Source organism: Jiangella anatolica (genome assembly GCF_003236295.1).
In the GTDB taxonomy this organism is placed as follows: domain Bacteria; phylum Actinomycetota; class Actinomycetes; order Jiangellales; family Jiangellaceae; genus Jiangella; species Jiangella anatolica.
Genome location: NZ_POTW01000019.1, coordinates 24,260 through 38,519 on the forward strand (window position 1 = coordinate 24,260; position 14,260 = coordinate 38,519).

At 72.9% G+C, this 14,260-nt stretch carries 18 protein-coding genes; 7 read left to right on the top strand and 11 right to left on the bottom strand.

Annotated elements, in window-relative coordinates:
• Positions 1-44 precede the first annotated feature (44 nt).
• Positions 45-743, bottom strand: a complete 699-nt coding sequence (locus tag C1I92_RS10135) for a GntR family transcriptional regulator (protein WP_111254602.1) — start codon at positions 741-743, stop codon at positions 45-47.
• Positions 744-992: 249 nt separating this feature from the next.
• Here C1I92_RS10135 and C1I92_RS10140 point away from each other — a divergent pair, with 249 nt between their 5' ends.
• From C1I92_RS10140 to C1I92_RS10165, 6 genes are all read left to right on the top strand, one after another.
• Positions 993-1,733 (top strand): GntR family transcriptional regulator, encoded by a 741-nt coding sequence (locus tag C1I92_RS10140; RefSeq protein ID WP_111254603.1) that lies wholly within the window; start codon positions 993-995, stop codon positions 1,731-1,733.
• Positions 1,734-1,786: 53 nt separating this feature from the next.
• Positions 1,787-2,827, top strand: a complete 1,041-nt coding sequence (locus C1I92_RS10145) for an SIS domain-containing protein (RefSeq protein ID WP_369124091.1) — start codon at positions 1,787-1,789, stop codon at positions 2,825-2,827.
• A 37-nt stretch (positions 2,828-2,864) separates the two neighbouring features.
• The gene (locus C1I92_RS10150) at positions 2,865-3,095 is read left to right on the top strand and encodes a PTS sugar transporter subunit IIB (protein WP_111254547.1); all 231 of its coding nucleotides are present in this window, start codon (positions 2,865-2,867) and stop codon (positions 3,093-3,095) included.
• A complete protein-coding gene (locus tag C1I92_RS10155; RefSeq protein WP_233506902.1) occupies positions 3,092-3,553 on the top strand; it encodes a PTS sugar transporter subunit IIA in 462 nt (153 codons plus the stop codon). Before C1I92_RS10150 ends, C1I92_RS10155 begins: the two co-directional genes overlap by 4 nt.
• A complete protein-coding gene (locus tag C1I92_RS10160) occupies positions 3,550-4,227 on the top strand; it encodes an HAD family hydrolase (protein WP_158564079.1) in 678 nt (225 codons plus the stop codon). The genes C1I92_RS10155 and C1I92_RS10160 overlap by 4 nt, the downstream gene beginning before the upstream one ends.
• A 66-nt stretch (positions 4,228-4,293) precedes the next feature.
• A complete protein-coding gene (locus tag C1I92_RS10165; RefSeq protein ID WP_111254549.1) occupies positions 4,294-4,737 on the top strand; it encodes a hypothetical protein in 444 nt (147 codons plus the stop codon).
• A gap of 579 nt (positions 4,738-5,316) precedes the next feature.
• Here C1I92_RS10165 and C1I92_RS10170 read toward each other — a convergent pair.
• A complete protein-coding gene (locus tag C1I92_RS10170; protein ID WP_111254550.1) occupies positions 5,317-5,808 on the bottom strand; it encodes a DUF4262 domain-containing protein in 492 nt (163 codons plus the stop codon).
• 71 nt (positions 5,809-5,879) lie between these two features.
• The gene (locus C1I92_RS10175) at positions 5,880-6,527 is read right to left on the bottom strand and encodes an NADPH-dependent F420 reductase (RefSeq protein WP_111254551.1); all 648 of its coding nucleotides are present in this window, start codon (positions 6,525-6,527) and stop codon (positions 5,880-5,882) included.
• Between the two features lie 128 nt (positions 6,528-6,655).
• Between C1I92_RS10175 and C1I92_RS10180 the strand changes: the two genes are divergently transcribed.
• Positions 6,656-7,153, top strand: a complete 498-nt coding sequence (locus C1I92_RS10180; RefSeq protein ID WP_111254552.1) for a pyridoxamine 5'-phosphate oxidase family protein — start codon at positions 6,656-6,658, stop codon at positions 7,151-7,153.
• 4 nt (positions 7,154-7,157) lie between these two features.
• Here the strand turns inward: C1I92_RS10180 and C1I92_RS10185 are convergent, their stop codons facing one another.
• The 8 genes from C1I92_RS10185 to C1I92_RS10220 form a co-directional block, all read right to left on the bottom strand.
• A complete protein-coding gene (locus tag C1I92_RS10185) occupies positions 7,158-7,874 on the bottom strand; it encodes an ABC transporter permease (RefSeq protein ID WP_111254553.1) in 717 nt (238 codons plus the stop codon).
• A 10-nt stretch (positions 7,875-7,884) separates the two neighbouring features.
• On the bottom strand, positions 7,885-8,796 hold the full coding sequence (locus C1I92_RS10190; protein WP_111254554.1) for an ABC transporter ATP-binding protein: 912 nt from the start codon (positions 8,794-8,796) through the stop codon (positions 7,885-7,887).
• Entirely contained in the window at positions 8,793-9,686 is an 894-nt protein-coding gene (locus C1I92_RS10195; RefSeq protein WP_111254555.1) for an ABC transporter permease, read from the bottom strand. The genes C1I92_RS10190 and C1I92_RS10195 overlap by 4 nt, the downstream gene beginning before the upstream one ends.
• Positions 9,679-10,587, bottom strand: coding sequence for an ABC transporter ATP-binding protein (locus C1I92_RS10200; protein WP_111254556.1), 909 nt, complete (start codon positions 10,585-10,587; stop codon positions 9,679-9,681). The genes C1I92_RS10195 and C1I92_RS10200 overlap by 8 nt, the downstream gene beginning before the upstream one ends.
• 131 nt (positions 10,588-10,718) lie before the next feature.
• Complete coding sequence (locus C1I92_RS10205) at positions 10,719-12,077, bottom strand: FAD-dependent oxidoreductase (RefSeq protein ID WP_111254557.1); 1,359 nt, start codon at positions 12,075-12,077, stop codon at positions 10,719-10,721.
• Entirely contained in the window at positions 12,070-12,708 is a 639-nt protein-coding gene (locus C1I92_RS10210) for a TrmH family RNA methyltransferase (protein WP_199521107.1), read from the bottom strand. Before C1I92_RS10210 ends, C1I92_RS10205 begins: the two co-directional genes overlap by 8 nt.
• Positions 12,709-12,743: 35 nt before the next feature.
• The gene (locus C1I92_RS10215) at positions 12,744-13,382 is read right to left on the bottom strand and encodes a hypothetical protein (RefSeq protein WP_111254558.1); all 639 of its coding nucleotides are present in this window, start codon (positions 13,380-13,382) and stop codon (positions 12,744-12,746) included.
• Positions 13,383-13,471: 89 nt separating this feature from the next.
• Positions 13,472-14,203, bottom strand: a complete 732-nt coding sequence (locus C1I92_RS10220; protein WP_111254559.1) for a DUF5642 family protein — start codon at positions 14,201-14,203, stop codon at positions 13,472-13,474.
• Positions 14,204-14,260 lie beyond the last annotated feature (57 nt).

The following is a 14,260-nucleotide window of genomic DNA, read 5'->3' on the forward strand; positions in this document are numbered from 1 at the left end:
CCCTCTCGTCGTCGTGAGGATGTGAGGGTTCACGTGCTTCTCCTCTACAGGTGATGTCCGGGTCCGGCGCCCGCCGAGCCCGTGTGGGGGGTGCGTTCCAGCGTCATGTGCACCTGGTACCGGTCGGCGCGGTACCACGAGGTGACGTGCTCCATCGGCCGCCCGGCGGCGTAGGAGGTCTTGCGGAAGACCAGCAGCGGCGCGGCCGGCGGGACGCGAAGCAGCCGTGCGCGCAGCGGGTCGGCGCCCTCGGCCCACACCGTCTGGGCGGCGGAGTCGAGGACGCGGCCGTAGTCGTGGGCCAGGATCGAGTAGACGGAACTGGTGAGGTCGCGCTCGAGCAGCCCGGGCAGCGGCGCCGCCGGCAGCCAGGACACCTCGTGCGCCATCGGCGCTCCGTCGGCCGAGCGCAGCCGCTCGATCCGGTAGGCGCGGTCGATGACGTCCAGGCCGAGCGCCGCGCGGGCCGGCGGCGGCGCCGCGGTCTCGTCGGCGCCCAGCACGACGGTCGACGGTTTGTGCCCGCGGCGGCGCATGTCCTCGGTGAACGAGGACAGGTGCATCTGCGACTCGATGCTGGCCGCGGCGACGAAGGTGCCCTTGCCGCGCACGCGGTAGAGCCGGCCCTCGGCGACCAGCCGGCCGACGGCCTCGCGCACCGTCGCCCGGCTGACCTTGAAGCGCGCCACCAGCTCGCGCTCCGAGGGCACCGGCGCGTCCGGCACCAGCTCGCCCTCGATCATCGCGAGCAGGATCTCTCTGAGCTGCCGGTGTTTGGGCACCGGTCCGTCGACCACGTTCACGGAGACCCTCTCATTTCCGACATCACGGACAGTGGTAGGAACTGGTCTAGATGACTTGACCAGTGGCCCATACAATGTGGCTGCGCCCCACACTTGTCAAGGGGTGTGTGCCCTCGATCAGCCGGTCGACCGGATTTCCGGTGGCCCCGACCCGATGCGAGTCCCGTGCTGTCCTTGCGCCGATCGACGCTGAAGTACCTACAAGTGCGCGACTACCTGCGCACTCTCGTCCTCAGTGAGCTGCGCACCGGCGACCCCGTGCCGTCGGAGCGGATGCTGTGCGAGCGGTTCGGCGTCTCCCGGATGACGGTGCGCCAGGCGGTCGACGCGCTGGTCGTAGAGGGCGTGCTCGAACGGGTGCAGGGTCGCGGGACGTTCGTCGCGCCACCCAAGGTGGACCTGCAGGTCCGGCTGGCGTCGTTCACCGAGGAGATGACCCGGCGTGGCATGACCGCCGGCGTCAAGGTGCTCTCGGCGGGCTTCGCGCCGGCCGAGCACGACATCGCGGAGGCGCTCAAGGTCGCGCCCGGCGAGAACCTCATCCACCTGCACCGGCTGCGCCTGGCCGACGACGAGCCGATGGCCGTCGAGCACACCTGGCTGCCGGCCGGCCGGCTGCCCGGGTTCCTCGACGGCGCCGTCCCGGCCAGCGTGTACGTCGAGCTCGACGCCCGCGGGCTGATCCCCGACTGGGGCGAGGACACGATCGACGCCGGTGAGGCCGACCACGAGGAGGCCAAGCTGCTGCACATCAAGCCGGGCAAGCCGGTGCTGCGGATCTCCCGGCGCGCGTTCACCGGCGACTCCGCGATCGAGTACAGCCGCTCGGCGTTCCGCTCGGACCGGTACACACTGTGGGTACCGGTGGCCCGCCCGAACCCATCGGTCGTCCCTCGTCGGCGCAGCGTGGCGCCCGACGCCACCACCTGACCCCGTCAGCCGATCGACCCGACAGGAGAGACCGCCCCGTGACCCACACGATCATGGCCCGCGAGATCGCCGAGCAGCCGGAGGCCATCGCCCGCACCCTGGAGTCGCTGCTGCCGCTGCGGACGGAGCTGAAGACGCTGGCCGAGAGCCGCCGCGTCGTGCTGTTCGTCGCCCGCGGGTCGTCGGACAACGCGGCGATCTACGGCCGGTACCTGCTCGAGGTGCACGCGGGCGTCCCGGGCGGGCTGGCGGCGCCGAGTGTGGCGACGCACTACCACTCCGACCTCGATCTCTCCGAGGCGCTGGTCGTGTCGGTGTCGCAGTCCGGGGAGACCGCGGAGATCGTCGAGACCCAGGCCTGGGCCGCCGCCCACGGCGCCCGCACGATCGCCGTCACCAACGACGGCGGCAGCGCGCTGGCCGGCGCGGCGGACCTGGCGCTGGTCACGCAGGCCGGCGCGGAGCTCGCGGTGCCGGCCACGAAGTCGTACACCACCCAGCTGGCCGCGATGGCCGTGCTGGCCGACGCACTGGCCGCGAAGCCCGGCACGCTCGACGCCGACCTGGACCGGGTCCCGGGCGAGGTGCAGCGGCTGATCGAGCGGCGCGAAGGTGTCGACGAGGCCGCCGAGCGGCTCGCGTCGACGCCGGAGACGCTGGTCAGTGGGCGCGGCATCACGTTCGGCACGGCGCTGGAGGCAGCGCTGAAGCTGGAGGAGACCTGCCTTCGCCCGGTGCGCGGGCTGTCCTACGCCGACCTGCGGCACGGCCCGATCGCCGTCGTCGACGCCGAGCACGTCGCGCTGCTGGTGTCCGCCGCCGACGGGCCGATGGTGTCGGGCATGACGGAGCTGGCGCACGACCTGCGCCGCCGCGGCGCGGCCGCGACCATCGGCATCGGCGGCGACGCCGGGTTCGCCGGCGCCGTCGACGTCTGCGTGCCCGGCCCGGCGCTGCGGGAGCTGGTGGCCCCGCTGGCGCTCGTCGTGCCGGCGCAGTTGACGGTGGAGGCGCTGGCGCGCAGGCTCGGCCTCGACCCGGACGCGCCCCGCGGGCTCTCGAAGGTCACCCAGACAGACCCGGCCGGCAGCTGAGCCGGCCGCGCACTTCACACACCAACGGAGGGGACCCATGGACAAGGCCGAGCAGATCCTGAAGGCGCTGGGCGGCGCCGAGAACATCGTCGAGATCGAGCCGTGCGCGACCCGGCTGCGCACCGAGGTGCACGACTCGTCCAAGGTCGACGAGAAGGCGCTGAAGGCCGCCGGCGCGTTCGGCGTCATCTCGGCCGGGCAGGTCGTCCAGGTCGTCGTCGGGCCCGAGGCGGACACCATCGCCACCGACATCGAGGACCTGATGTGACCCAGCTCGACGTGCTGTCCCCGGTGCCCGGGCGGGTGATCGAGCTGGCCGAGGTGCCGGACCCGGTCTTCGCCCAGGCCCTGGTCGGCCCCGGCCTCGCGGTCGACCCGGACCGGACCGGCGCGGTGACGGCGGTCGCGCCGGTGCCGGGCCGGCTGGTCAAGCTGCACCCGCACGCGTTCGTCGTCCAGACCGAGGACGGCGCCGGTGTGCTCACCCACCTCGGCATCGACACCGTGCAGCTGGAGGGCGCCGGCTTCGAGCTGCACGTCGCCGAGGGCGACACGGTGGCCGCCGGCGCCGCCGTCGTCACCTGGCATCCCGCCGCCGTCGAGTCCGGCGGCCGGTCGCCGGTGGCGCCGGTGATCGCGCTGGAGGCGACCGCCGGCCAGCTGACCTCGCTGCACGCCGGCGGCGCGGTCGCCGCGGGCGAGGTGCTGTTCGTGTGGAACCGGTGAGCGACGGGCTGGACCCGGGGGTCGACCAGGTGCTCGCCGGCCGGCGGGCCGCGCTGCTCGACCTCGACGGCACGCTGGTCGACAGCGAGCCGGCCAACCAGGCCGCCTACCGGGCGTACTTCACCGCCCGCGGCTGGGACGCCGGACCCGAGGTGCTGCGCGCGTTCGCCGGCCGTCGCGGCGAGGAGGTGTTCGCTCAGCTTCCCGGCCCGTGGACCGGCGAGGACACCGACGCCCTGGTCGAGGGCGTGCTGTCGCATCTCGATCACGAGGCACATCCGCTGCGGCCGGTGCCCGGCGCGGCCGAGCTGGTCCGCCGGCTGCATGCGGCTGGTGTCGCGATCGCGCTGGTGACGTCGGCCGGGCGGTGGTGGGCCGAGCGCGCGATCGGCGACGTCCTCGGCATCCGCGACCTGTTCGCCGAACTCGTCACCGCCGAGACGACGTCGGCCGGCAAGCCGGACCCGTCGCCGTACCTCGCCGGTGCCGCCGCCCTCGGTGTGCCGCCGGCCGACGCCGTCGCCCTGGAGGACACCGTGCCCGGCGTGCGGTCGGCGCTGTCCGCCGGCGTCGGCCTCGTGATCGGCATCGCCACCGGCACGTCGCCGCAGGTCCTGCTCGACGGCGGTGCGCACCGGGTCGTGGCCGGTCCCGCGGAGCTGCTGCGGTCCTGACCGCCGGTTTGGGGGCGGCCCGCGCGGGTACGTGAGCTTCGCAGACTCCAGAGGAGGTCGGGAGCCATGTTGATCGTGCTCGCACTGCTGTTGTTCGTGGTCGTCGGCGCCGCGATGTACGTGGCCGCGGCTGACGGCACCGGCGAGGTGCTGGTCGAATCGTTCGGCCTGGACGTCGACATCCCCGTGTGGGGCGTCTTCGTCGCCGGCGCCGTGACGATGCTCGTCGTGCTGGCCGCGGTGGCCGCGCTCGCCGCCGGCCTGCGTGCCGCCCGGTCGCGGCGGACGGAGATCAGGTACCTGCGGCAGAAGGTCGCCCACCAGGAGCTGGCTGAGGACCAGGCGACCACGGCGATGCCGGTGGCCGGCACCACGACCGGCCGGACCACCACCGACTCGGCCACGGATGGCGTCGTCGACACCGGGGACGACGGCGCGCACCGCCGGCTGAGCCGGTGGCGCCGGCACCACGCCGACGACAAGCCGCCGGCCGAAGCCGCGCAGAACTGACCGCTGCGGCGGGCGTATGCGCCCCGGCGGCGCGTGACGTGACGGCACGCGCCGCCGGATCACGCTGCCCCGGCTTGGCGCATCGCCGTGCCCCGTCCAGCCGCCGCGCCCTTGCGGCGTCCACGCCCGGCCGCCAGCGCGCCAGACGGCCCCGCGTCGCCGTGATGTGCGGCCCCGCACCCGCTCGGCTACGGCGATCGCGGACAGTGTCGGTGCCCGCCCGTAGGGTGGGCACCCTCCCTAGAGGGGCGGGTCATACCTACCTCACGGCGCACGCTGCGCCCGCCCTAGCGGTGCTCCCGCACGGCCGCCATCGCCCCACGGCCCGTCCCGCCGCTATGTGCGGCCCCGCGCCCGCTCCGCGACGGCGATCGCGGACAGTGTCGGTGCCCGCCCGTAGGGTGGGCACCCTCCCTAGAGGGGCGGGTCATACCTACCCACGGCGCACGCCGTGCTCGCCGCATGACCGCGCCGTCGCCTGCCGCGTCACCGTCCACCGCGTCGCCTACAACCGCGTCACGGATAGCCGCGTCACCGACCACGGCGTCGCCGACGACCGCGTCACTGACGAGGACGCGCCTACTCCGGTGAGTGCGGCCGCGGCGCCGGCTGCAGCCCGGCCGGCAGCTCGTACCCCTCGTCCCAGGGGAACCGCCCATCGGCGTCGTCCCAGATGAGCTGCAGCGCGGGCACCGGGTCGGCCGGGCCGCGGCCGTAGAAGCGCTGTGCCGAGCCGAGCACCGCCGGCTCCTCCCCGTCGTGGAAGGGGAACAGCTGCAGCCGGTGCGACCAGCCGTGCAGTCGAAGCGGCCGGCCCGGGCCGAACCGCTCGCCGTCGCGGACGCGCTCGCCGAGGTGGTTCAGCACCCAGGCGCTGGACTGCAGGTCCAGCCCGTACACCAGCAGCTCCGGATGGCCGAGACCGAACAGCCCGACCGAGTAGGCGAACGGTGGCGCGCCGGCGGCGTACTGCACGGCCATGCCGTGCCGGCGGACCGTGTCGCGCAGCCACGCGTCCTCCTGGTCCCGCCACTGCTGCTGCTCGACGGCGGGACAGGTGTCCAACATCATGTCGGCCTCCGGGGCTTCGCTTGAACTGGAGTTCGAACACTAGTCGCAGCCACTGACAACGTCCGGCGAAATCACCTGTCCCGGTAGCGACGAGCGGCGGCGACGTCGGCGCGCAACTGGTCCGCCGTACGCCGTTGACCGTAGCCCGGGGTGTCCGGCTGAATGCGCCAGCCCTCGGCGAGCGGCCCGATGTCGACGACGTCGAAGCCGAACCGGTCGATCAGCTTCGCGACCCGCGCCTTGGCGTCGGCGTCGTCGCCCGCGACGATCAGCGCCCGCCGCCCGGAGGTGCCCGAGGGCCGGCCGTCGGTGGTCAGCTCGCCGGCCCGGATGTGGTTGAACGCCTTGACGACGTGCGACCGCGGCAGGTGCGCCTGCACCAGCTCCGACGTCGTCGTGGACTCGTCGTCCAGCTCGGGGATGTGGCCGTCGCGCCGGGGGTAGTAGTTGCAGGCGTCGATGACGATCTTGCCGGCCAGCGGCTCGACCGGCACCGATCCGATCGCCCGCAGCGGGATCGCCACGACGACGATGTCGCCGCCGGCCGCCGCGTCCTCGGCGGTGCCGGCCCGGGCGTTGTCGCCCAGCTCGTCGACCAGGTCCACCAGTGTCTCGGGCCCGCGCGAGTTGCTCAGCACGACGTTATAGCCGTGCTCCGAGGCGAGCCGCGCCAGTTGCGCGCCGACGTTGCCGGCGCCGATGAACCCGACTGTCGTCATGCGTGCTGCAACGCCGGACCGGCCGCCGGAAAATCCCGTCCGGTGGAATGTCGAGAACGCGGCACCGGCTCCGTCCCCGGTGTACGAGCAGCCCCGACGGGGCGGCCGGAGGACCCGAGGAGCACACCATGCAGCAGCACGATATCGCCGAGATCCTGAACCGCCCGCTGAGCCAGGAACTGCTGGCCCGCGACATCACCCGGCTGGCGTACGTCGCCGCCGACGGCACGCCTCGCACCGTCCCGATCGGGTTCACCTGGAACGGCAGCGAGATCGTCATGTGCACGACGCCGAACGCGCCGAAGATCGCGGCGCTGCGCGCGAACCCGGCGGTGGCGCTGACCATCGACACCGAGGTGCACCCGCCGAAGATCCTGCTGCTGCGCGGCCAGGCCGAGCTGGACTTCGTCGAGGGCATCCCGGCCGAGTACATGGAGATGAACACCAGCTACGAGATGACGCCGGAGCAGCGGGTCGAGTGGGAGGCCGAGGTCCGCTCGCTCTACCAGCGCATGGTGCGGATCGTGGTCAGGCCGACGTGGGCGAAGCTGATCGACTTCCACACGACGCTGCCGCTCGCCGTCGAGGAGCTGGTGCGGGAGCGGGCCGAGCGTCAGAACGCCTGATGGCTCACTCGTCGCCGGCCAGCGTGAGTACGCGCAGCCGCTGGCCGGCGTACCAGGTGGCGCCAACGATCACGACGGCCAGCAGCACCCCGGCGACCGCCAGCCGCACGTCGGACGACACGATGTCGCGGGTGGCGATCGCCTCGGTCAGCGACAGCGACCACTGCTGCACGCTCAGCGTCCGCGCACCGGGGACGAACGAGCCGAGCAGGCCCTCCCAGATCAACGCGTACGCCAGCCCGTACACGACCGCGTGCCGGGTGACGACGGCCAGCAGCAGGAAGATCGCGCTGTAGGCCAGCGACGCCACCAGCGCGGCGGCGCCGAAGCCGAGCGCGATGCGCCCCGTCGTCCCGGACATCACCAGCCCGGCCACGAACGTCGGCACCGCGGCGAACAGCACGGTCCCTGCGGCGGCGACGACCAGCTTGCTCATGATGATCTTCGGGCGCGAGATCGGCTTGGACAGCAGGTAGACGATCGACCCGTCGTCGATCTCCGGCCCGATGACGCCGGTGCCGACGATCAGCCCGAACAACGGCACCAGCGCGGCCACCGCGACCGCGCCGAGGAAGTCCGCGGTGACCTGGTGGTCCACCCCGACAGCGATCCGCAGCAGCACGGCCATCGAGAGCAGCAGCACCGACATCAGCAACAACAGCCAGGCGCGCCGGCCCCCGAGCAACGCCCGGTAGGTCAACCGGACAACGGTCCCGTTCATGTCGGTACCCCTAACTCTTCACCAGATAGGAGAAGACGCTCTCGAGCGACTCGTCGGTCGGTGAGACCTCGTAGAGCCGGATCCCCGCGTCGCGGGCGACGCGCGGCAGCAGCTCGGTGAACCGCAGGAACGACACGGCCTCGACGCTCAGCACGCCGTCGACCAGCTGGACGCCCGCGGTGGAGCCGTCGGCGATCAGCGCGGACGCCAAGCCGCGGTCGTCGGACGAGCGCAGGACGTACTGGTGCGGCCGGTCGGTCATCAGCCGGCGGATCTCGCGGTAGTCGCCGGAGGCGGCGTGCCGGCCGGCCACCATGACCTCGATCTGCTGCGCCAGCTGCTCGACCTCTTCGAGGATGTGCGAGCTGAACAGCACCGTGCGGCCCTCGGCGCCCATCTGCCGCAGCAGGTCCATCAGGTGCAGCCGCTGCCGCGGGTCCATGCCGTTGAACGGCTCGTCCAGCAGCAGCACGGACGGGTCGTGGACCAGCGCCGACGCCATCTTGACCCGCTGCTTCATGCCCTTGGAGTACTCACCGACGCGGCGGGACTGGGCGAACTCCATCTCGACGGTGGCCAGGGCGCGCTTGGCGGCGGCGCCGGGGTCGGCCAGGCCGTGCAGCTCCGCGTTGGCCAGCACGAACTGCCAGCCGGTGAGGAAGTCGTAGGCCGCCTCGCGCTCGGGCACCAGCCCGATCGTCCGGTACACCTCGGGGTTCTTCCAGACGGCGCCGCCGTCGAGCGTGACGGTGCCGGCCGACGGCGCCAGGAAGCCGGCCAGCATGCCGATCAGCGTCGACTTGCCGGCGCCGTTCGGGCCGAGGAGGCCGGTGATGCCGGGGCCGATGGTCATCGTGACGTCGTTGACGGCCACGACGTTGCCGTACCAGCGCGAGACCGTGTCGACGGAGAGGACGCTCATGCCGAGACCTTCCGGTAGCGCAGGTTGAGCAGGGCCCAGCAGGCGCCGATGACGGCGAACGTCACCAGCACGTACACCACGCCGCCGGCGGCGCCTGGCGGTGGCGCGACCGCCGACGACGACGCGTCGAGCACCCAGGTCTGGAACCCGTCGGCCAGCGTGATCGGCGACAGCAGCCCCAGCCAGCCGGCGAGGTCGATGTCCTCCACCTCGTAGCGGATGATCCCTTGCAGCGCGCTGACGGCGGCGAAGCTCAGCGCGAAGACCGTGATGATCGCCGCGACGCCGAACCCGCGGCGCGCGGTCAGCGACGCGATGAGCAACCCGACGCCGGCGAACACGACCGAGAACACCACCGCGCCGAGCAGCGCCAGCAGCAGGTCACTGGTCTGCTCCCAGGCCGGCAGCTCGGCCAGCAGCGCGCCGACGTACATGATCAGCAGCGGCGCCGCGATCAGCATGAGCAGCGCCGTCGAGAGCGCGGCGAACTTCGCCAGCACGTAGTCCGTGCGCTCCATCGGCCGGGAGAAGTACAGCGGGACGGTCTTGAACCGCAGGTCGCGCGAGAGCGACGCCGGCGCCTGGGCAGCTACGAAGATCGTCAGGATGCCCTGAGTGACGACGACGTAGCGCGAGTACGGCAGCGGCAGCTCGGCGGTGATGGTGGACGTGACGTTCGCGATGACCGCGATGATGAACGCCGGCAGGCACATGACGCCGAGCAGCAGCATCGGCAGCACCTTCGCCTTGGCCGACCGGCCCAGTCCGTAGGCGCCGCGCAGGCTGTGCGCGTACAGCGCCCGCGCGACCCGGGCGCGGCCGAGGCGGGCGCCGTCGTACTTGCGGTAGCCGATGTCGTGGATGACGCCCGACGGGGTCTGCTCAGTCATCGGCCGGCTCCGCTCCGAAGATCTCCGAGATGTGGTGCCGGCGCTGCTCGAGCCGGATCAGGCCGACGCCGTGCGCGGCGACGGCGTCGCGGACGACGTCGTAGATCGCCTCGTCGTCCAGCGAGAGCACCAGCTGGGCGCCGTCGCGCTTCACCGTCAGGCCCTGCTCGGCCAGCGTGGCGGCGACGGCGTCGGTCTCGGCCGTCAGCTCGACCACCAGGAACTGGCTGGTGCGGGTGAACTCCGAGGTCGACGACGAGCGCAGCAGCCGGCCCGCGTCGATGACGACGACGTGGTCGGCGATGCGCTCTAGCTCGCCGAGCAGGTGCGACGTGACGAGGACGGTGATGCCGAACTCGGCCCAGATGCGCCGGATCAGCGCCAGCATGTCGTCGCGGCCGACCGGGTCAAGGCCGTTCGTCGGCTCGTCCAGCATGACGATCTCGGGGTCGTGGACCAGCGCCTGGGCCAGCTTGACCCGCTGCTTCATGCCGGTGGAGTAGCCGCCGATGGGCCGGTACCGCTCCTCGTAGAGGCCGACGTGGCGCAGCGTGTCGGCGGTCCGCTCGCGGGCGGCGTCGGCCGGCAGCCCGGACATGCGGGCCATGTGCACGACGAACTCCGTCGCCGACACGTCGGCGGGCAGGCAGTCGTGCTCGGGCATGTAACCGACCCGCTCGCGGATCTTCGGGCCGTCCTTGACGACGTCGAGACCGAACACGCTGGCCCGTCCGGACGTCGCCGGCGAGAGCCCGAGCAGGATCTTGATCAGCGTCGACTTGCCCGCGCCGTTGGCGCCGACGAGGCCGACGACGCCCGGCTCGACGTCGATCGTCAGCTGGTCGAGCGCGGTGGTCGCCGGGAAGCGTTTCGTCAGCTCCTCGGTCTGGATGACTGGCACGGCTCGACGGTACCGCCGCGGCGCGACACAGCGCGTCCGGCCGAGGGACGACACGCGGCGTCGTCCCCGAGCACGACCACCCCGGAGTCCGTGGCGCGGGCGAACCCTGAGAATGATCTCAGGGTCGGGCGTCAGAGCCGGTCGGCGGCCTTCCGGGCGGCGATCTGCACCGGGTCCCACACCGACGAGAACGGCGGCGCGTAGGCGAGGTCGGTCATGGCGAGCTCGCCGACGGTCAGTTCGCTCCACAGCGCCATCGCGCACACGTCGATCCGCTTGGCCGAGCCGTCCCGGCCGACGATCTGCGCGCCGAGCAGCCGGCCGGACGGGCGCTGCGCGACCATCTTGACGGTGATCGGCTCCGCCCCCGGATAGTAGCCGGACCGGGTGGTCGACTCGATCGTGACCGCGACGTGGTCCAGCCCGGCCGCGACGGCGTCGCCCTCGGTCAGCCCGGTGCGGGCCAGCTCGAGGTTGCACACCTTCGTCAGCGCGGTGCCGACGATGCCGGGGAACCGGGCCGAGCCGCCGCCGAGGTTCGTCCCCAGCACTCGGCCCTGCTTGTTCGCGTGCGTGCCGAGCGGGACGTGCACCCAGTCGCGCCGGACCCGGTCCCACGTCTCGACGCAGTCGCCGGCCGACCACACGCCGTCGACGACCCGCTGCGTGTCGTCGGTGCGCAGCCCGCCGGACGGGCCCAGCGGCAGCCCGGCGGCCCGGGCCAGGTCGGTGGCCGGCCGCACGCCGGTCCCGAGCACGACGACGTCGGCGGGGTAGGTGCCGGCGTCGGTGGCGACGGCGGTCACGGCGCCGTCCGGGCCGGTCTCGAACGCCGTCACCGAGGCCGAGGTCACGACGTCGATGCCCATGCGCTCCATCGCGGCGTGCACCTGGGTGCCGAGGTCCGGGTCGAGCGTGTTCATCGGCTCCGGGCCGCGGTCGACGACGGTGACCGTGAGGCCGCGGCGGACCATCGCCTCGGCCATCTCCAGGCCGATGTACCCGGCGCCGACGACGACGGCGCGCTGCCGCGGCGTGGCCAGGTGGCGCAGCACCGCGCCGCCGTCGTCGAGCGTCTGCACGCCGTAGATGCCGGCGGCGTCGGCGCCCGGGACGTCGGGGCGGACCGGGGTCGCGCCGGTGGCGATGATCAGCTGGTCGTAGCCGAGCCGCTCACGCCGCCCGGCCGCGTGGTCGACCACCTCGACCCAGCCGGCGTCGGTGTCGAGCTCGACCGCCTCGGTGACCATGCGGACGTCGATGCCGTTGGCGCGGTGCTGCTCCGGCGTGCGGGCCACCAGCGCGGCGGCCGAGGCGACGTCACCGGCGATCCAGTACGGGATGCCGCACGCGGAGTACGACGTCCAGTGCCCGCGGTCGACGGCGATCACGTCGAGGTCGCGGCCGGCCGCCTTCGCCGTCCGCAGCGCCTGCGACGCCGCGCTCATGCCGCCGGCGTCCGCCCCGATCACCAGTACGCGCTCAGCCATCGGCACCTCCGGGCACGACGTGCCGGCGGATCCAGGCGTGCATGGCGATGGCCGCGGCCGCGCCGGCGTTGATGGAACGGGTGGAGCCGAACTGCGCGATCGACAGGACGGCGCTGACGTGCTCGCGGGCGGCCTCGGACAGGCCGGGCCCCTCCTGCCCGAACAGCAGGACGCACGCGCGGGGCAGGTCGTAGGTCTCCAGCGCGACGGCGCCGGGCAGGTTGTCGATGCCCAGCACCGGCAGGTCCTCCTCCTTGGCCCAGGCGGCGAGCGCGGCGAGGTCGGAGTGGTGCCGGACGTGCTGGTAGCGGTCGGTGACCATGGCGCCGCGACGGTTCCAGCGGCGCCGCCCGACGATGTGCACCTCGGCGGCGAGGAACGCGTTCGCCGTCCGCACGACCGAGCCGATGTTGAAGTCGTGCTGCCAGTTCTCGATGGCGACGTGGAACGGGTGCCGGCGCCGGTCGAGGTCGGCGACGATCGCGTCGTTGCTCCAGTACCGGTAGCCGTCGACGACGTTGCGGCGGTCGCCGTGGGCGAGCAGGTCGGCGTCGTAGCGCGGGTCGTCCGGCCAGGGTCCCGGCCACGGGCCGACGCCGGGCTGCGCCGTCGCGGCCGTCTCCTCGCTCACGTCACCACCGTAGTTGGTGCCGGGTGCCGGCCGGGTCAGCCCCGCGCGGCGCGCAGTTTCTCCAGCGCCGTCACCGTCAGCGCGTCGAGGTCGAACGTCCGCGACTCGGGCGTCACCGCCACGAACATGCCCTCGGCGCCGTCGATCAGGTAGACGGCGTGGTTCAGCATGTCCGGGGCGCCGGCCGCGCTCGTCGTGCTGTCGAGCGCGATCACGTGGTCGGCGTCGACCGGCGGCCCGCCCGTGACCTCGGTCGTGATCGTCAGGTCGACCTTCTCGCCGGCCATCTCGCCGCGGACGGTGACCTCGGCGCAGCGGCGGTAGTAGTCCTCGATGGCGGTGAGGTCGTCGACGGACGCGCCGGTGTAGACGGCCTGCACGAAGACGTCCTCGCCGGAGACCGCGGTGACGCCCGCGGACTCGACGTCGTCGCGGTGCAGCGGATCGGCGGGGTCCTCGGCACACTCGGCCGGCTCGTAGCTGACGTTCTCGAGCAGCCGCGCCATGCTCTTGATGGTCCCCGTCAGCTCGATCGCGTCGAGCGGCAACAGGTCGACGTCCTCGGGGAGGTCGTCGGCGGTGAGCAGCGCCGCCTCCAGGTCGACGCCGTCGTCGCCGCCGCAGCCGGTGAGCAGCGCCGCGGCGACCAGCGTGGTCAAGGCCGTCTTGCGCATGATGGCCGGCTCCTCGTTGACCGGGTGGGTCGGCCAATCTACCGGTCGCGCCGGACCGCCCGCTCGGCGGCCCGGCGCGACCCGGTACGTCAGCCCTGCGCCTTGAGCTTCTCCAGCGCCGCGGCGGCCAGGGCGTCCAGGTCGAACGTCGTCGACTCCGGGTTGCCGGCCACGTACACGCCGCGGTCGCCGTCGATCATGTAGATGACCCGCGTCGGCACACCCGGCATGGCCGCCGACTCGGTGACCGTCTCGACCGCGATGACCTCGTCCGCGTCCACGTCCGGCGCGTCGACGGTGCTGGTGCGGACGGTCATGTCCAGCGGCTGACCGGCCGCCTCGCCGCTGATGGTGATCTCGCCGCAGCGGTCGTAGTACTCCTGGACGCTCGCGACGTCGTCGGCGCTCGCGTTCGTGTAGACGGCGTTGACCAGGACGTCGGTGCCGGAGGTCGCGGTCATGCCGGCCGCGTCGGCGCCGTCCTTCTGCAGCGGGTTGGAGTCGTAGGCCTGGCAGTCGGCCGGCTCGTAGGTGACGCCCTCCATGAGCTGGGCCATGCTCTCGCCGGCGCTGCTGAGCTGCGCGACGTCGAACGCGGACACGGTCGCGCCCTCGGGCAGGTCCTCGGCCGTCAGCAGCGCACCCTGCAGGCCGGCGGCGCCTTCGCCGTCGCCCTCGCCTTCGCCGGCCGCCGCCGTCTCGGCGGCGGCGGCGGTCTCCTCGCTGCCGGTCGTCGCGTCGTCGCCGGAGTCGTCGTCGCCACCACAGGCGGCGAGGAACAGGGTGGCGGCCAGCAGTGCGGAAATTCCGAGCTTTCGCATCGTTTGTCTGATTCCTTGACAGAAGGGTATGCGTGTTGTCACGCAGGGGAACGGCGG